Raw genomic sequence first — 15,797 nt, 5'->3', positions numbered from 1 at the left:
CCCCTGATGTCCCAGCCACGCGACTTACAGCACGAGTTCTACGACATGCTGATGGAGAGCCAGTATTGGCTCCCCGAGACCATGCGGGCCTATCAGCGCAGCCAGCTGGCGCAGTTGCTGCGGCACGCCCGAGCCAATGTGCCGTTCTACGAGAAGCGACTCGATCCGGTGTTCACCGCTTCCGGCGATATCGACTGGGATCGGTGGGAAGAACTGCCGATCGTCACCCGCCACGATATGAGCGCCCACCGCGACGAGATGCTGGCACGCGAAATGCCGAAAGGGCATGGCGCTGCCGGGACCATCTCCAGTTCCGGCTCCACCGGGCGTCCGATTCAGATCACCAGCAACCGGCTTACCGTTCTTGCTGCCAATGCCAATCGCTGGCGCGCCCATCGCTGGCACGATCTCGACTGGTCGGCCACCTACACGGCCCGTGCCGGCTCCGATGAACGTGCGAACTATCCAGACGGTCTGGTGCGTGGCCCATGGGGCCCCCCTTGGGACCCCTCGGCTCGGCTGGGCCGCGTCATCGAACTGCACAGCAATGCGTCCATGGAGCAGAACATCGAGTTCCTGCAGCGCACGGCGTCGCGCTACTATTCCACTGGCCCCAAGACGCTGCATGTCATGGCACTTGAGGTCGAGCGCAGGGGGCTCGACCTCAAGCTGCACTATGTGCTGGCCCATGGCGGGCACGCGGATGACCAGGACAAGGCTGCCTGTTTGCGGGTATTCGGCGCCCGCACCCTCGAGCACTACAGTTCAAAGGAGGCCGGGCAGATTGCTTACCCCTGCCCCACCGGCAATGGCATGCATATCAATGCCGAAAGCGTGCTCGTGGAAATTGTGGATGCCGACGGTCGGGCAGTCCCACGAGGCGAGAGTGGGCGCGTCATCGTCACGCCGTTCGTCAGCACCGCACAGCCACTGATCCGCTACGATCAGGGCGATATCGCCCGCTTTGGTTCTCCCTGTCAGTGCGGACGGCATCTTCAGACCATCGCGGCGGTCGAGGGTCGCTCCATTGCCATCTTCACTCATCCGGACGGGCGACGTATTGCCACCATGTTAAGCGAAAAGGCGCGCTCGGCTTTGCAAGCGACATTCTGGCAGATCGCGCAGGTTGGACCGCTGGAGTTCGAGATTCGCTATGTGCCGCAGAGCCCCCAAGCCACGGCCGATGAGGCCGTGGCCATAGCAATGTTCCGCGACAGCTTTTTCTCAGACGCCCAAGTCCGCTTTGTTCGCGTCCGCGACATACCTCTGACCGCCGCCGGCAAGTTCATCGAGTACATCAATGAATGGTCGTCGATCGAGGCTGGCACCTGAGGTCAGGCAGGCGGATACCCGCAGACCATGCCGCCCTCACCATCGGGTACCGGGATCTCGGGGTCCATGCACACCAGTCCAGGCTCATCCGGCGTCGCCGTGAACAGATCCCCCGCCGCGCTGAACAGGTCGAGTGCGCGGTTGCGCGGGTCGTCCTGGCGGTGGCGGTCGATGAGGCTCTTGCCGGGTTCGCCGAAGTAGCCCTTGATGCCGATCCTGGCGCTCCACGCACCGGTGTCGTAGGCGCGGACTTCGCCGACGCCCGAGAGCGGGAAGCCGAGGTCGCTGAACTGGTATTCGGTGGCGAGGTTGAGCGACTCGCGGCCCAGGATCGAGGCGCCGCCGAGGCTGATGCGCCAGTCGTCGGTCGGGTACCAGGCCACATCGCCCATGGCGAAGAAGCCGTTTTCATCGGTCAGCAACGCGTCGTCATAGTCGAGCGCCGCCCAGCCGGCCCAGCCTTCGAGGCTGATCCGATCGAGGTAGAGTTCCGCCTCGGGACCGACTGCGGCGAGGCGCGCCCCATCGACGACCACCACGCCGGCAGTGACGCCGAGCAGATAGGAGGAAGGATCGCGGGTGAAGGCATGCAGCGCCCCACCGAAAGCCCACTCGCCATCGATGCTGCCGACGGCAACGTCGCCCTGCACGCCGAAGCGCTCACCGATCGGCACCGAGATCGAGCCTGCGGCCCGGAAGATGGCGCTGTCGGGATCGGTCACCCCGCCGAAATCGAGTTCCAGCTTGCCGTTGACCGCCGAAACCGCGGGCAGCACCAGGTCGACATACTGGTCGGCGATCGGCTCCGGCGACAGGATCAGGTCGGCGGCCGATGCCGCAAGACCGAAGGGAATCGTAAACACGCTGGCAAGCAGCGCTGCTTTCGTCACGCGTAAAACTGACATGGTCCGCCCTCACAACTGAGCGAAAAACTTGCACCACAACAGAATTCTGGCAAGCAGACTCATCGGTTTACTGGTGGATTAGGGCAGCGCAGTTGCCGAATTGCTGCAGAATCCCAAGCGCGCGCCGGCCTATCCAACGCCCCGGCAGGCAGCTAAAACGGGCCGGTTGCAAGGGATTCCAGATGGCCGAACGGAGCTTCGATTTCATCATCTGCGGCGGCGGCTCGGCGGCCTCGGTGGCGGCGATGCGGCTGGTCAAGGAGTTCGGCTATTCGGTGCTGATCATCGAGCGCGGACCGCGTTCGACCAACCGGATCATGGCAATGCCGGCGGGGTACATGAAGTACCTGGCCGAAGACACCTTCCTCGAAATGCACAAGACGGTGCCGCAGCCGCAACTGGGCGGGCGGGCGCCGATCGTGCCGGTGGCCAAGGCGCTCGGCGGCGGCAGCGCGGTCAATGCGATGGTCTACATGCGCGGTCAGAAGGAAGATTACGACGGCTGGGCCGCCGGGCTCGGCAACGGCGCCGAGTGGTCCTATGACGACATGCTCGGGCATTTCCGCGGGCTCGAGCGCAACACCCGGTTCAACAACCAGTATCACGGCATCTCGGGCAACCTCCGCGTCTCCGACCCCGGCCATATCTCCGACACCACCGAGGATTTCCTGCTCGCGGCACAGGGGCTCGGGCATCGCTACAACGCAGATTTCAACGGCGAGCGGCAGAACGGGGTGGGCATCATGCAGCACACCTACGGGCAATGGGGCCGCTACAAGCGGCGCTCGGACGCCAAGACGGCCTTTCTCGACCCGCTGCGGCGCGACCGGCGGCTGACCATCGTCACCGGGGCGCGGGTCGACCGCATCCTCATCGAGAACGGCCGCGCCGTCGGCGTCGCCTATAGCCGCGATGGCGACCCGCACGAGGCGCGGGCGGCGCGCGAGGTGCTGGTGGCGGCCGGCACCTACAACTCGGCCAAGCTGCTGATGCTGAGCGGCATCGGGCCGGCCGACCATCTCGACGATTTCCAGATCCCGGTGATTGCCGACCTCCCTGGGGTCGGCGCGAACCTGCAGGACCACCACGAGGTGCCGGTGATCGCCACCACCAGGGGCAAGTCGGGCTATTTCGGCCAGGACAAGGGCTGGCCGATGCTGCGCAACGGCCTGCAATACCTGCTGTTCAACTCCGGCCCGGTGACCACCACCGGCATCGAGGCCTGCCTGTTCTACGATCCCGATGGTGGCGACCGGCCGACCATCCAGCTTTACTGCGCGCCGATCGTCTACCAGGACCGCGACGTATCGAAAGCCAAACCGACCTGGGGCGTCACCTTCACCTCGTGCCTGCTCCGCCCTAAGGCGCGCGGCACGGTACGGCTGCGCTCGGCCGATCCGGCGGCCCAGCCGCTGGTCGACTGCAACTTCTTCGGCGACCCGGAAGACCTGCGGCTCACCCTCGCCTCGATGCGGCACGCGCGCCGGCTGCTGGAGACCGAGCCGTTCCTGTCGAAGATCAAGGAAGAGATCCTGCCAGGCAAGGACGTGACCGATCTTGCCGGCATGACGCGTTTTGCGCAGGAGACGGTGAAGACCAATTACCACCCCTCGGGCTCGCTGAAGATGGGGCGCGACGACGATCCGATGGCGGTGGTCGATGCCCGGCTTCGGGTGCGCGGCATCGAGGGGTTGCGGGTGATCGACTGCTCCATCATTCCGGCCATTCCGTCGGCCAATACCAATGCCGCCGCCATGGCCATCGGGTCCAAGGCGGCAACGCTGCTCGCTGAGGACCATCGATGATCGAGACGATCGAACTGCCCGAGATGATCGCCATCGGCGTGCTGGTCGAGGCGCCATGGGATGCGCTGCCCAGGGCGGTGCCTGCCGCCTGGACCCGGCTGTTCGAGACCGATACCGGCGCCAGCTCGTTCCTCGAAGTGTCGCTGTCGCGCGAGAACGGGATCTACCGCGAACTGGTCGGCTATCTCGCGGCGAAAAAGACCGAGGTGCCCGATGGGATGGTCCGGATCGTCATCCCGGCGCAGCGTTACCTGCGACTGCATCATGATGGGCCATTGGCCGGGATCGCCGGTGGGTTCGAGAAGCTCTACGCCCACGCCGCCGTGGCGGGGCTGAAGGCCACCGACTACAAGCTCGATTTCGGCTACGTTCCCGGGCTGCCGCCGGGCCGGCACGAGCTGCATGTGGCGCTCGAGCCCGAGCCGCTGCGCCTCGGCTGAACGATAGTCCCCCCTTCGGCACAGCGTTCCAGAGGTCTGCTCATGTACCAGCCACCAGCCTTCCGCGAGACCGATCTCGAAACGCAGCAGGCGTTCATCGGCGCGCATCCGCTCGGATTGCTGATCTCGGCCGGCGACGGGCTGCTGGCCAACCCGATCCCGTTCCTGCTCTACCGTGACGACGGCCCGCTGGGGACGCTGCGCTGCCACATGTCACGCGCCAACCCGCAATGGAAAGCGCTGGGCCAGAGCCCCGATGCACTGGTGGTGTTCCAGGGAACCGAACACTACATCACGCCCAGTTGGTACCCGCAGAAGGCGGTCGACGGCAAAGTGGTGCCGACCTGGAACTATGCGATCGTCCAGGTGCGCGGCACGGCCCGGATCATCGAGGATGCGGCGTGGCTCCATGCCAATGTCTCGGCCCTGACCGACCAGCACGAAGGCAGCCGGCAGAAACCCTGGGCGGTGGCCGATGCGCCCGACGCCTTCATCGCCAGCCAGCTCAAGGGCATTGTCGGCATCGAGATCGAGATCGCCGCCATCGAGGCCAAGTTCAAGGCGAGCCAGAACCGGCCGGAAAGCGACCGGGTCGGCGTCGTGCACGGCCTGGCCGCGGAAACCGACGCCGAAGCGGCGGCCATGCGGGACCTCGTCAAGGCGCGGGGCGGCATGTAGTTCGCACAGTCTGCCGCGGACCTCGATACCCGCAGTGATCGCTTCCCTCCCCCTTGAGGGGAGGGATTGAGGGAGGGGGTGGTGCAGTCAGCACCGAGCGTTCCTCGCCACCCCCACCCCCAACCCCTCCCCTCAAGGGGGAGGGGAGCTCGCGCCAGCACTGACCATGAATGGTCTAGCCGCCCTTGCGGAGCACCGGGCCGCTCTCCACCTACGGCGCTTCGCAACGTGAGCCCTCTTCCATGAGCCTTCCCGCGCGCCGCCGGGCGCTGATGCTGGTCAATCCCAATGCGCGGCGCGGCGCGGAAAGCCTCGATCCGATCGTCGCCCGGCTGGAGGCCGGCGGCATCGACGTGGTGATCGAGCGGTTCAGCTCGCCGGGGGAGGTGGCGGCCGATATCGTCAGGCGCGGGCATGAGGCCGACATGGCCATCGTCTGCGGCGGCGACGGCACCATCAATGCCGCAGCCAATGGGGTGGTCGCGGCCGGACTGCCGATGGGCATCCTGCCGATGGGCACGGCCAACGACCTCGCCCGCACCCTCGAGATCCCGACCCAGCTCGAGCTCGCCGCCGACATCATCGTCGCCGGCCACCAGCGCCAGGTCGACCTCGGCGACGTCAACGGCCACCCATTCTTCAATGTCGCAACCATCGGGCTGGGCGCCGATCTCGCCATGGGGCTGACGGCGGAGACCAAGCGGCGCTGGGGCCGGCTCGGCTATGCCATCGGGGCGCTCAAGGTGCTGCTGCAGGCCCGACCGTTCAGCGCCACGATCGTCAACCGCGTGGGCAGCTCGCACGTCAAGACCTACCAGATTGCGGTGGGCAACGGCCGGCACTATGGCGGCGGCACGGTGATCGAGGAGAATGCCAGCATCGAGGACGGCACGCTCGACCTCTACAGCCTCGAGATCGACAATGTCTGGAAGCTGGCGCTGATGCTGCGCGCCTTCCGCTCCGGCACGCACGGCGCCTGGGAAGAGGTGCGGACCGCCCGGGCGGTGGAGTTCGACATCCGCACGCGCAAGCCGCGCCCGGTGAACCTCGACGGCGACATCGTCACCCAGACCCCGGCGCATTTCCGCATCCGTCCCCGGGCTATCACCGTGTTCGCGCCGGCGGCGGCCACCCCTCTCCCCTGAGGGGAGAAGCGATCTCGGCTGACACCCTTGCCGGTGTGAGCAGTTCCGCCTCACATCTATCGGTGCTATCATCGCTCCGCCGGTGCGCGACTGGCGCCGGCGTTCATGACCGGAGGCTGCCTATGCAGGGTATCCGCCACGAAAACGTCGATCACGGCCTCGAAACCCAGCACGAACTGCATTTGTTGCCATGGCCATTCCTGGTCGGGCTGTTCGCCGTGCTGGTGCTGGTGGTGTTCTTCGTCGTCGCCAACTGAACGACGGTCATAGCCGGCAGCCCGGGATGAGAGGCTGCCGCTTCTGCGGCGTTCACCGCTGCCGCGCCTCCTCGCCCCTTTGGGGAGAGGGCTGGGGTGAGGGGCGCCAAGCGCACAGAAAGTTTGGGCCAGGGTCATCGCCGCATTCGCGTGCTTGGCTACCCCTCACCCTGACCCTCTCCCCAAAGGGGCGAGGGGACGCGAGACCATCGACGTCGCGATACTGGGAGGAGGTCGGTCCGAAGGCCGGATGAGGGGGCCTTTTCCCGCGCTCTAGGCGCTGCCGATCAGGATCCCCGCGGCGAACACCAGGGCGCCGCCGACCACCACCTGCAAGGCGGCGCGCCAGAACGGGGTCTGCATGTAGCGGTTCTGGATGAAGGCGATGGCCCAGAGCTCGATCATCACCACGGCGGCGGCGACGCCGGTGGCGGTCCAGAAATGCGGGATCAGGTAGGGCATGGCGTGCCCCAGGCCGCCCAGGGTGGTCATCGCGCCGGTGACCACGCCGCGGGTGAGGGGCGAGCCCCGACCCGTCAGCCTGCCATCGTCGGCGGCGGCTTCGGTAAAGCCCATGGAGATGCCGGCGCCCACCGCGGCGGCGAGGCCGACAAGAAAGGTCGACCAGGTGTTGCCGGTGGCGAAGGCGGCGGCAAAGACCGGCGCCAGGGTCGAGACCGAACCATCCATCAGTCCGGCGAGCCCGGGCTGCACATAGGTCAACAGGAACTGCCGGTGCTCCTCGCTCTTTTCGGCGGCCCGTTCCTCGACGCCCAGCACCTGCTCTTCGAGCTTGCCGGCGAGGTTGGCGTGCTCGCGTTCTTCCACGGCGAGGTCGCCGAGCAGCTTGCGCACCTTGACGTCGGTCGCCCGGCCCGCCGCCTCGGCGTAGAAGCGCGACGCCGCCGTCTCCATCTCGAAGGCCATCTGGCGCACTGCTTCGAGACTCATGGTCTCCATCAGCCAGACGGGCTTGCGCTCGAGGAAGCCGCGCACATGCTCGCGGCGGATCGGCACCAGGCGCGAGCCGAACTTTTCGACATAGAGATCGAGCAGCCGGCGGCGATGCCCATCCTCCTCGACCGCCATCCCCTCGAACACCTTGGCGGTCGCCGGGTAGCGCGAGGCGAAGCGCTCCGCGATCTCGGCATAGATGGCGCCATCCTCCTCTTCGGCCGCGACGGCGAGCGACAGGATCTCGCGTTCGTCCAGCGAGATGAACTCCCGCCGATTGGGGTGAAGAAGTCGTGCAAGCATAGCGCCATAGCCATCAAGTTTAGAATTATTCTAAATCGTTGGCGCGCGTCGGACAAGCCCCTTGAGCTGCGGATGGGCGTCGACGGTGGAGTGATGTGGTGGCCCACCAATGGCCGGCGCGGGCCGCCCCCCACCCCTGTCCCCTCCCCGCGAGGGGGAGGGAGACCCTCGGACAGATATCTCAGTCTGCGTCTCCCTCCCCCTTGCGGGGAGGGATCAAGGGTGGGGGGCAACGCTCACCGGGCTGTCGTTGCGCAGCAAATGCCCCTACCCCTCCCGCCGCTTCACCTGCGCCACATAGCCCTCGGCGGAATCCGGCACTTCGGCGCGCAACCAGTCGCGGAACAGGCGGAGCTTTTTCGGTTCGCGGCGGCCTTCGGCGACGACCAGCCAGTAGCCGAGCTCACTGTCGACGGCGGCGGCGAAGGGGCGGACCAGGCGGCCGTCGCTGACCGCGTCGGCCGACATCATCTCCACCGCCATCAGCACGCCCTGCTCCGAGATGGCCGCGTCGAAGGCCAAAGCCGGATCGTCGTAAAGCGGCCCCGAAGGCTCGATCGGGGGAATGCCGGCCGCGGCGAACCACGGCTCCCAGGGCAGCATCGAGGCGGTGTCGCGGATCAGCGGCACATGGGCGAGGTCGGCGGGCGAGTTGAGCAACTTCGCCAGCGGCGGCGCCGCCACCGGGCTGTAGCGCGCCCCGCCGATCAGTTCCGCCTTCAGCCCCGGCCAGGTGCCGCGGCCGAAGCGAATGCCGAAATCGATGTCGGAATGGACGAGATCGATCATCGTGCCGGTGACCACCAGCCGCACCTCGATTTCCGGATGCAGCCCGTTGAACTTGGCGATGCGCCAGATCAGCCAGCGCGAGGCGAAGACGCTGCCGACGGTGAGGGTCAGCACGTTTTCGTTGCCCGGTTTCAGCGCGCCCACCGCATCGGCCAAGGCGGTGAAGCCGGCGCTGAGCTGCGGCAGGATCTGGCGCAGGGCGGCGGTCGGCTTCAACCCCTGCGGAGTGCGCTCGAACAGCTCCAGCCCCAGCCGCTCCTCGGCGCGCCTCAGGTGCTGGCTGACGGCGCCCGGCGTCACCCCGAGCTCTTCGGCGGCAGGCGCCAGGGCACCGCGCCGCGCCACGATCTCGATGGCGCGGACGGCGTTGAGCGGTATGGGGAACGGGCTCGGCATATAGATTTTCTATACACCTGCCGAACTCTTGTCGATTGGCGACAGCCGCGTGGCGGCCCATATTACGGCATATCCCGCACCCAAGGAGGGCTTCAAAATGTACAGACTGTTCAGCGAATTGCGCCTCTGGCTGGCGCGGCTATTGGAGAGCGACGGCGCCGAGACGGGCCATGACCCGCTCAGCACGATGAGCGCGCGCGAACTGGCGGACCTGCCGGTGCATCATCCGCAGTTCGATCGCTGCGTCGGGGCGTAGACGGTGCGATTGAGTTGAACCGCCGGCTGCGGTGGTTGCCGACCCCCACCCCTGTCCCCTCCCCGCAAGGGGGAGGGAGATCCTCACACTGGCATCGCGGTTCCATCGCCCCCTCGCCCCCGCGGACGCTCTTGCGTCCGCTAGGAGAGGGCTAGTGGAGCCAGGACCGAAGGTCCGTAGCGGAACTCGGGTGAGGGGTTCAGCTTCCCAACGAGCGCGTGTTGTGCCGCTTCACCCCTCAACCGGCCTTCGGCCACCTTCTCCCCTGAGGGGAGAAGGGATGAGCCGCACTGCCGGTGTGCTTGGCTGCCCCTCACCCTGGCCCTCTCTTGGCGGACGCAAGAGCGTCCGCGGGGGCGAGGGGACGCTAGGGGAAGCGTCGTGCGATCTTACGGCAAGACATCCGTGCGATAGAGCGTTACCCGCAGCCCGCCATGCAGCACCGGGGCGCCGTTGGGCAGGAACGGCAGCGCCGTTGCCCGCGCCAGGGCGACCTCGGTGGTGATCAGCCCGACGCGCCAGCCGGAGAAGCGCTCGCGCAGCACGCTGCCGAGGCTGCGGTACAGCGGGCCGAGCGAAGCCCCCTCGCCGATGCGGGCGCCGAAGGGCGGGTTGACGATGACGAGGCCCGGCGGCCCGGCCGGACGTTCGAGCTCGCCGACCGGCAATTGCCGGAACTCGGTGAGGTCGGCGATACCGGCGCGCTCGGCATTGGCCCGGCTCATGGCGATGGCGCCGGCATCGCGGTCGCTGCCATGGAAGCGCACCGCCGGGGTGCGGCGGGCGGTCGAGCGCAGCGCCTCCCAGCCGGCGCGATCGAAGGTTGCCAGTTGCTCGAAGGCGAAGTGGCGCGAGCGACCTGCCTGCAGGCCGGCGGCGATCTCGGCCGCCTCGATGACGAAGGTGCCCGAGCCGCACATCGGGTCGAGCACCGGCTCGTCGCCGGTAAACCCGCACTGGCGGAGGAACAAAGCCGCCATGGTCTCGCGCATCGGGGCGCGGTTCACCGCCTCCTTGTGGCCGCGCTTGTAGAGCGGCTCGCCCGAGCTATCGAGGCTGACGGTGACGAGGTCATCCTCGATCCGCACCATGACGGTCAGCGGCGCCTTGTCGGCGATGGGGGCGCCGAGGGACTCGCGGATGGCGGTAGCGACGCGCTGGGCGGCGGCGCCGGCGTGATAGATCTTCGATTTGCGGCAGGTGGCCTCGACCGCCACCGCCACGTCGGGCCTGAGAACTGCTGCCCAGGGGAGTTTTCGCGCCCGCTTGTCGAGCTGCGCCAGGTGCATGGCGCGGAAGCTGGCGAAGCGGGCCAGCACCCGGGTGGCGCCGCGCAGCTCGAGATTGGCGCGCCAGACATCGGGCCAGTGGCCAGTGATGGCGACCCCGCCCTCCACCTGCTTCACATGGGAAAATCCCAGTGCCGCCGCTTCGTCACGCAACGCCGTCTCGAGCCCGGGGGTGGCGACGAGGAAGATCTCGAACGGCGCGGCCGGATCGAAGGCGGGCGGCTGGGCATCGGGGAGGTGCGACATGCGGGCTGCTCTAGAGCATTTCCTCCTGACAGGCCAGTTCATGGGCCGTTCAGGGCCCCGCGCCTAGATCGGCCGCCCGTGGCGCCATGGCGCCGATCCCCTTCCGGGAGAAGCAAGATGAAGATGAAGACCCTGTTCTCGAAGCTGCGCCACCGCGCGCCAAAGCCCCGGCCGCGCGACTGGAGCACCAGCTGGACGCCGCGCGATTGGGCCGACCTGCCGACACACCACCCGCGCCGCGAAGACGACGCGCTCTGAGCCGGCGAGCGCGCCGGCCCACGGTGTTATTCGCAGAGCCGCGCCGTGCAGGTCTTGCCGTGACAGCCGAGGTCGACATGCAGGTGGTCGCGGTGCAGCGCGTTCGCTTCGGGCCCGAGCACGGTGGTGAAATGCGCGCAGGCGGCATCGTGGGCGAAGCGCAGCAACCGCCCCTCCGATGACTGCGCATCGCTCCAGCCCTGCTCCACGGTGACGAAGCGCCCGTCCGCGAGCTTGAAGCCGATCACGTCGAGGGCATCGGCAAAGGCGTGGAAGCTGAGATTGCCGCCGCTGCCATTGTTGACGTTGCGGCACATGTAGGACGTGCCGACCACCACCTCGGCGATCTCGGTGTTGTCGCGGGCCTTGAGGTAGCTGTCGACGGATTCGATCCAGGCGGGCAGCGCCGAGGCGATGCCGCAATCGGTTTCGACGCCGCCGGAAATCGGCACCATCCGGCCATTGGCCAGCACGCCCGTGACCGAGAGCGGCGATTGAGTGCCGCAGAGCTTGTCTTCGATCGGCGGCAGCGCCTTGGCCTCCACCTTGCCGAGCAGCACGGCGGGGCAGGCGGTCTGATAGATGCGGGGCGGCGCGGTCGGCTCCGCCGGTTCCGCCGTGTGTTCGCCGGGCGGCAGCGGCGGGCCGATCGGGTCCGGCGTGGCAAGCGCTTCCGCCGGCGTGTCGGGGGCCTCCACCGGCTTGTCGGGGGCTGCCGCCGGCGGCGCTGCCGGGCGATGGCGCGGCAATTGCACGGCCGGCTCGGAGGACAGCTCAGCCGGCCGCGGCTTGGGCAGCGGCACGGTCGCGTCGCCGCCCTCCTGCGCCAGGGCGGCAAAGCTCATGGTCGCGAAAAGGCAGGCAAGGATGAAGCGCATGCCTGCCGAACGCGGCGACCCCGCCTCAGGTTGCGCGGTCGATGCGCAGGGTGAAGCAGTTATTGGTGGCCGAGCGCATATGCACATAGGCCACATCCGATCGCTCGAGGATCGCCTCGACCGCTGCCTCGATGCCATCGTTCGCCACCACGATCCCGGTTCCGTAGACGATCCTGTCGTCGGCGCCGTAGCCGCGCAAGATGCGCCCGCTCCGGCCGCGCCGCTCGCGCACCGGCAGCCCGGAGGCGGGATCGTAGGCCGGGCAGGCCTCGGCGTGGAGAAAGATCGGCCCGAGTTCGGCATAGGGCTGCGGCGCCGGGAACGGGCGATAGGCAAGGACGAGGTAGGGCTCCCCCGCCGCGACATTCTCGAGGCAATGCCGGCAGGGCACCGCCACGCCACCCAATCGGCTCGCTCGGTCATGTAGTGGTCGATGTTGAACTGCGGCCTGCCGTCCGGCCCGTCGTGCCAGCCGCGCGGCTGGCCGGCGGTGTTGAAGCTCGCGAGATTGGCGACCAGCAGGGTGCCGCCCGGCTTCAGCACCCGCGCCATCTCGGGGATGGCGGCGTCGATATCGGGGATGTCGATCAGCGTCAGGTAGCTGACCACCAGGTCGAACGTGGCATCGGCAAACTCCAGCGCTTCGGCCCATCCGAGCCGGTAATCGCCCTCGGGATCACGCCGGCGCGCTACGTCCAGCAGCGCCGCGGTCGGATCGATGCCGACGGTCGCAATGCCGCGCGCCCGGAGCATGCGGCAGAACCGCCCCTCGCCGCAGCCGACATCGAGCGCGGTGGCAAAGCCGCGGCCGGTGACACGCTCCAGCATGGGCGGATCGAGCACGAACCGGCGGCCGAAATCGCCCGCGTCGCCCTGGTCGGTGATCCAGGCCGCCGCCGACTCGTCCCAACCGTTGCTCATCGTGCCTGCCTCCCCGCGCCGCCGGCCCGGGGGTAGTACAGGCGCGGCCGACAGGCAATGCCGGGGCGCTTCACGCCGGCCGACGGAATTCCATGATCCAGTTGGTTTCCCAGCTCGCTCCGCCATCGTAGGAGAAAGCCTGGCTCCAGCGCGGGGTTTCGGTGTCGGTGCCGCTCCAGTCGAACAACACCTTGACCGGGCGGTCGCCATCCATGTCGTCGCCGGCAAAGCTGCCGCGGCCGTTTTCGAAGCGGCCGAACACCGGCGGCTCCAGCACGCCTTTGGCCGAATTGATCCAGTAGATCGCCCACTGGTCGCGCTCGGGATTGTAGATCCTGAGCGTCATGCCCTTGAACCCCTTGGTGGGAAAGTCGCTCTCGTCCACCGACACCATGCCGCCCAGCATCAGTTGCGCCGTCTCGTAGGAGGTGAACTCCTCCCACTCGGTCGAACCGACGCCGCGCGCCCTGAGCCGCCGGTTGGTCACCACCCAGTCGCCATGGTTGAACGCGAAGCCGCGCCGTGTCTCGCTATCCATCTCATTGCCTCTGTGCCCGACAGACCCGAGGGTGATAGCGCAATCGCCTGCCATCCGATGTCAGGGTTTGCCGCGCGCCCGCCGACTCTACGCATCTGCCGCTGTTAACCGCAGATAAACCATCTTTGCCGGGCCACCCGGCTCTGGTATCAGCGGCCCATGTCCGTACCGCTCGACCATATTCGCAATTTCTCCATCGTCGCCCATATCGACCATGGCAAATCGACGCTCGCCGACCGGCTGATCCAGCTCACCGGCGGGCTGGAGCAGCGCGAGATGAAGGAGCAGGTGCTCGACTCGATGGATATCGAGCGCGAGCGCGGCATCACCATCAAGGCGCAGACCGTCCGGCTGAACTACAAGGCGCAGAACGGCGAGACCTACGTGCTCAACCTGATCGACACGCCCGGCCATGTCGACTTCGCCTATGAGGTGAACCGCTCGCTCGCCGCCGTCGAGGGTTCGCTCCTCGTGGTCGATGCGTCGCAGGGCGTCGAGGCGCAGACGCTGGCCAATGTCTACCATGCCATGGAGGTCGACCACGAGATCGTCCCCGTGCTCAACAAGGTCGACCTGCCCGCCGCCGACGTCGATCGGGTGAAGCAGCAGATCGAGGACGTGATCGGGCTCGATGCCTCGGACGCCTTGCAGATCAGCGCCAAGACCGGGCTCGGCATCGACACCGTGCTCGAAGCGATCGTCCACCGCCTGCCGGCGCCGAAGGGCGATATCGAGGCGCCGCTGAAGGCGCTGCTGGTCGACAGCTGGTACGACACGTATCTCGGCGTCGTGGTGCTGATCCGCGTCATCGACGGCACGGTGAAGAAGGGCCAGAAGATCCGGATGATGAATGCCGGCGCCACCTACGAGCTCGACCGGGTGGGCGTGTTCACCCCCAAGCTGGTCGACGTGGCCGAGCTCGGGCCGGGCGAGATCGGCTTTTTCACCGCCTCGATCAAACAGGTGGCCGATACCAATGTCGGCGACACCATCACCGACGACCGGAAGCCCACCGCCACGGCGCTCCCCGGCTTCCGCCCGGCGCAGCCGGTGGTGTTCTGCGGGCTGTTCCCCGTCGACGCCTCGGATTTCGAGGTGCTGCGCGAGGCGATGGGCAAGCTGAGGCTCAACGACGCGAGCTTCTCGTTCGAGATGGAAACCTCCGCGGCGCTCGGCTTCGGCTTCCGCTGCGGGTTCCTGGGGCTGCTGCACCTCGAGATCATCCAGGAGCGGCTGGCGCGCGAGTTCGATCTCGATCTCATCGCCACTGCGCCGAGCGTGGTCTACGAGATCCACATGACCAACGGCGAGATGGTGCTGCTGCACAACCCGGCCGACCTGCCCGACGTGGTCAAGATCGACCACATCAGCGAGCCGTGGATCAAGGCGACCATCCTCACCCCCGACGAATATCTCGGCTCGATCCTGAAGCTCTGCCAGGATCGGCGCGGCATCCAGCGCAACATGACCTATGTCGGCAACCGCGCGATGATCGAATACGACCTGCCGCTCAACGAGGTGGTGTTCGATTTCTACGATCGGCTGAAGTCGATGTCGAAGGGCTATGCCAGCTTCGACTATACGCTGGCCGATTACCGCGAAGGCGACCTGGTGAAACTGTCGATCCTGGTCAATGCCGAGCCGGTCGACGCGCTCTCGATGCTGGTGCACCGCAACGCCGCGGAATCCCGCGGCCGGCAGATGTGCGAAAAGCTCAAGGAACTGATCCCGCCGCACCTGTTCGTCATCCCGATCCAGGCCGCCATCGGCGGCAAGATCATCGCCCGCGAAACCGTACGTGCCCTGCGCAAGGACGTGACGGCGAAGTGTTATGGCGGCGACGCGACGCGTAAGCGGAAACTCTTGGAAAAGCAGAAGGCGGGTAAGAAACGCATGCGGCAGTTCGGCAGCGTGGAGATCCCGCAGGAGGCGTTTATTCAGGCGCTGAAGATGGGAGATGAGTAGTGACCGGTGAACGCTGGTATCTCGAAAGGGGTAACGGACACCAATTGGCCAATCGGAAAAAGGCGATGGCCTTTGCGGTAGCCAACCTTCCCGGCATCGAACCTGTCGATGAGCGGACGGTCATCTTCCCTCCCTATGGCGTTTGTCACTTCGCATCTTATACTGACACCAACGGCGCCATGATCAGCACACCTGATCGCGACGATAATGAATTTGGATCGTCAGAGTGGCACGCTCGCGACAACATCATGATGTTTCGTGACTTTGGCGATGGCCGTTGCATCGTTTATGTCTCACCAATTAAGCCGCTCTTTTCACTCCGGACGATCGGGCACCATGGCGTCACTTGGGCGGATGTTCTGAGAACGGCAGCATTCAAACAGGTGTTCCGACTGCCACTACAGTGACCTGCTCCCCCTTGAAGCGCCTGACGGGTGAGCCA

The 15,797-nt window shown here is 66.9% G+C and carries 17 protein-coding genes and 1 pseudogene; 10 read left to right on the top strand and 8 right to left on the bottom strand.

Features of this window, described 5'->3' with window-relative positions; genetic code table 11:
* Positions 1-6: 6 nt before the first annotated feature.
* Positions 7-1,332 (top strand): phenylacetate--CoA ligase family protein, encoded by a 1,326-nt coding sequence (locus APS40_RS12955; RefSeq protein WP_156342930.1) that lies wholly within the window; start codon positions 7-9, stop codon positions 1,330-1,332.
* A gap of 2 nt (positions 1,333-1,334) precedes the next feature.
* On the opposite strand, the gene APS40_RS12950 is transcribed toward APS40_RS12955, so the two are convergent.
* Positions 1,335-2,237: a hypothetical protein gene (locus APS40_RS12950; protein ID WP_156342929.1), complete on the bottom strand. Its 903-nt coding sequence runs from the start codon at positions 2,235-2,237 to the stop codon at positions 1,335-1,337.
* A gap of 182 nt (positions 2,238-2,419) precedes the next feature.
* Between APS40_RS12950 and APS40_RS12945 the strand changes: the two genes are divergently transcribed.
* The 5 genes from APS40_RS12945 (at position 2,420) to APS40_RS25465 (ending at position 6,562) form a co-directional block, all read left to right on the top strand.
* Positions 2,420-4,042, top strand: coding sequence for a GMC family oxidoreductase (locus APS40_RS12945; RefSeq protein WP_055047444.1), 1,623 nt, complete (start codon positions 2,420-2,422; stop codon positions 4,040-4,042).
* Positions 4,039-4,482 carry a GyrI-like domain-containing protein gene (locus APS40_RS12940; RefSeq protein ID WP_055047443.1) on the top strand — a complete coding sequence of 148 codons (444 nt, stop codon included), beginning with the start codon at positions 4,039-4,041 and terminating at the stop codon, positions 4,480-4,482. The genes APS40_RS12945 and APS40_RS12940 overlap by 4 nt, the downstream gene beginning before the upstream one ends.
* 42 nt (positions 4,483-4,524) lie before the next feature.
* Positions 4,525-5,160, top strand: a complete 636-nt coding sequence (locus APS40_RS12935; RefSeq protein WP_055047442.1) for an FMN-binding negative transcriptional regulator — start codon at positions 4,525-4,527, stop codon at positions 5,158-5,160.
* A 242-nt stretch (positions 5,161-5,402) separates the two neighbouring features.
* On the top strand, positions 5,403-6,305 hold the full coding sequence (locus tag APS40_RS12930; RefSeq protein ID WP_055047441.1) for a lipid kinase: 903 nt from the start codon (positions 5,403-5,405) through the stop codon (positions 6,303-6,305).
* 122 nt (positions 6,306-6,427) lie between these two features.
* Positions 6,428-6,562: a hypothetical protein gene (locus APS40_RS25465; RefSeq protein WP_257720954.1), complete on the top strand. Its 135-nt coding sequence runs from the start codon at positions 6,428-6,430 to the stop codon at positions 6,560-6,562.
* A gap of 273 nt (positions 6,563-6,835) precedes the next feature.
* Here APS40_RS25465 and mbfA read toward each other — a convergent pair whose 3' ends face one another.
* Together mbfA and APS40_RS12920 are read right to left on the bottom strand one after the other, a co-directional pair.
* On the bottom strand, positions 6,836-7,819 hold the full coding sequence (gene mbfA / locus APS40_RS12925; protein WP_055047440.1) for an iron exporter MbfA: 984 nt from the start codon (positions 7,817-7,819) through the stop codon (positions 6,836-6,838).
* Between the two features lie 267 nt (positions 7,820-8,086).
* On the bottom strand, positions 8,087-9,004 hold the full coding sequence (locus APS40_RS12920) for a LysR substrate-binding domain-containing protein (protein WP_055047439.1): 918 nt from the start codon (positions 9,002-9,004) through the stop codon (positions 8,087-8,089).
* Positions 9,005-9,101: 97 nt separating this feature from the next.
* On the opposite strand from APS40_RS12920, the gene APS40_RS24900 reads away from it, so the two are divergent.
* Positions 9,102-9,260, top strand: a complete 159-nt coding sequence (locus APS40_RS24900; protein WP_156342928.1) for a hypothetical protein — start codon at positions 9,102-9,104, stop codon at positions 9,258-9,260.
* Between the two features lie 389 nt (positions 9,261-9,649).
* Here APS40_RS24900 and APS40_RS12915 read toward each other — a convergent pair whose 3' ends face one another.
* Entirely contained in the window at positions 9,650-10,795 is a 1,146-nt protein-coding gene (locus tag APS40_RS12915) for a THUMP domain-containing class I SAM-dependent RNA methyltransferase (RefSeq protein ID WP_055047438.1), read from the bottom strand.
* Positions 10,796-10,912: 117 nt separating this feature from the next.
* Here APS40_RS12915 and APS40_RS24895 point away from each other — a divergent pair, with 117 nt between their 5' ends.
* The gene (locus tag APS40_RS24895; RefSeq protein ID WP_156342927.1) at positions 10,913-11,053 is read left to right on the top strand and encodes a hypothetical protein; all 141 of its coding nucleotides are present in this window, start codon (positions 10,913-10,915) and stop codon (positions 11,051-11,053) included.
* Between the two features lie 26 nt (positions 11,054-11,079).
* Here APS40_RS24895 and APS40_RS12910 read toward each other — a convergent pair whose 3' ends face one another.
* The 4 genes and pseudogenes from APS40_RS12910 to APS40_RS12900 form a co-directional block, all read right to left on the bottom strand.
* Positions 11,080-11,931: an extensin-like domain-containing protein gene (locus APS40_RS12910; RefSeq protein ID WP_055047437.1), complete on the bottom strand. Its 852-nt coding sequence runs from the start codon at positions 11,929-11,931 to the stop codon at positions 11,080-11,082.
* 25 nt (positions 11,932-11,956) lie between these two features.
* The gene (locus APS40_RS12905; protein WP_055049658.1) at positions 11,957-12,403 is read right to left on the bottom strand and encodes a DUF1203 domain-containing protein; all 447 of its coding nucleotides are present in this window, start codon (positions 12,401-12,403) and stop codon (positions 11,957-11,959) included.
* Between the two features lie 2 nt (positions 12,404-12,405).
* Positions 12,406-12,684, bottom strand: a pseudogene (locus APS40_RS25505) (class I SAM-dependent methyltransferase); the annotation flags it as partial.
* Between the two features lie 238 nt (positions 12,685-12,922).
* Positions 12,923-13,390 (bottom strand): hypothetical protein, encoded by a 468-nt coding sequence (locus APS40_RS12900; RefSeq protein ID WP_055047436.1) that lies wholly within the window; start codon positions 13,388-13,390, stop codon positions 12,923-12,925.
* Positions 13,391-13,549: 159 nt separating this feature from the next.
* Between APS40_RS12900 and lepA the strand changes: the two genes are divergently transcribed.
* Both lepA and APS40_RS12890 read left to right on the top strand, forming a co-directional pair.
* Complete coding sequence (lepA, locus tag APS40_RS12895) at positions 13,550-15,355, top strand: translation elongation factor 4 (RefSeq protein WP_055047435.1); 1,806 nt, start codon at positions 13,550-13,552, stop codon at positions 15,353-15,355.
* The gene (locus tag APS40_RS12890) at positions 15,355-15,762 is read left to right on the top strand and encodes a hypothetical protein (protein WP_156342926.1); all 408 of its coding nucleotides are present in this window, start codon (positions 15,355-15,357) and stop codon (positions 15,760-15,762) included. Before lepA ends, APS40_RS12890 begins: the two co-directional genes overlap by 1 nt.
* Positions 15,763-15,797: the final 35 nt, after the last annotated feature.

Origin of the sequence: Devosia sp. A16 (genome assembly GCF_001402915.1) — a bacterium.
Lineage (GTDB): Bacteria > Pseudomonadota > Alphaproteobacteria > Rhizobiales > Devosiaceae > Devosia_A.
The sequence above is the reverse complement of the archived record's forward strand: the minus strand, read 5'-3'. Positions and strand labels throughout refer to the sequence as shown.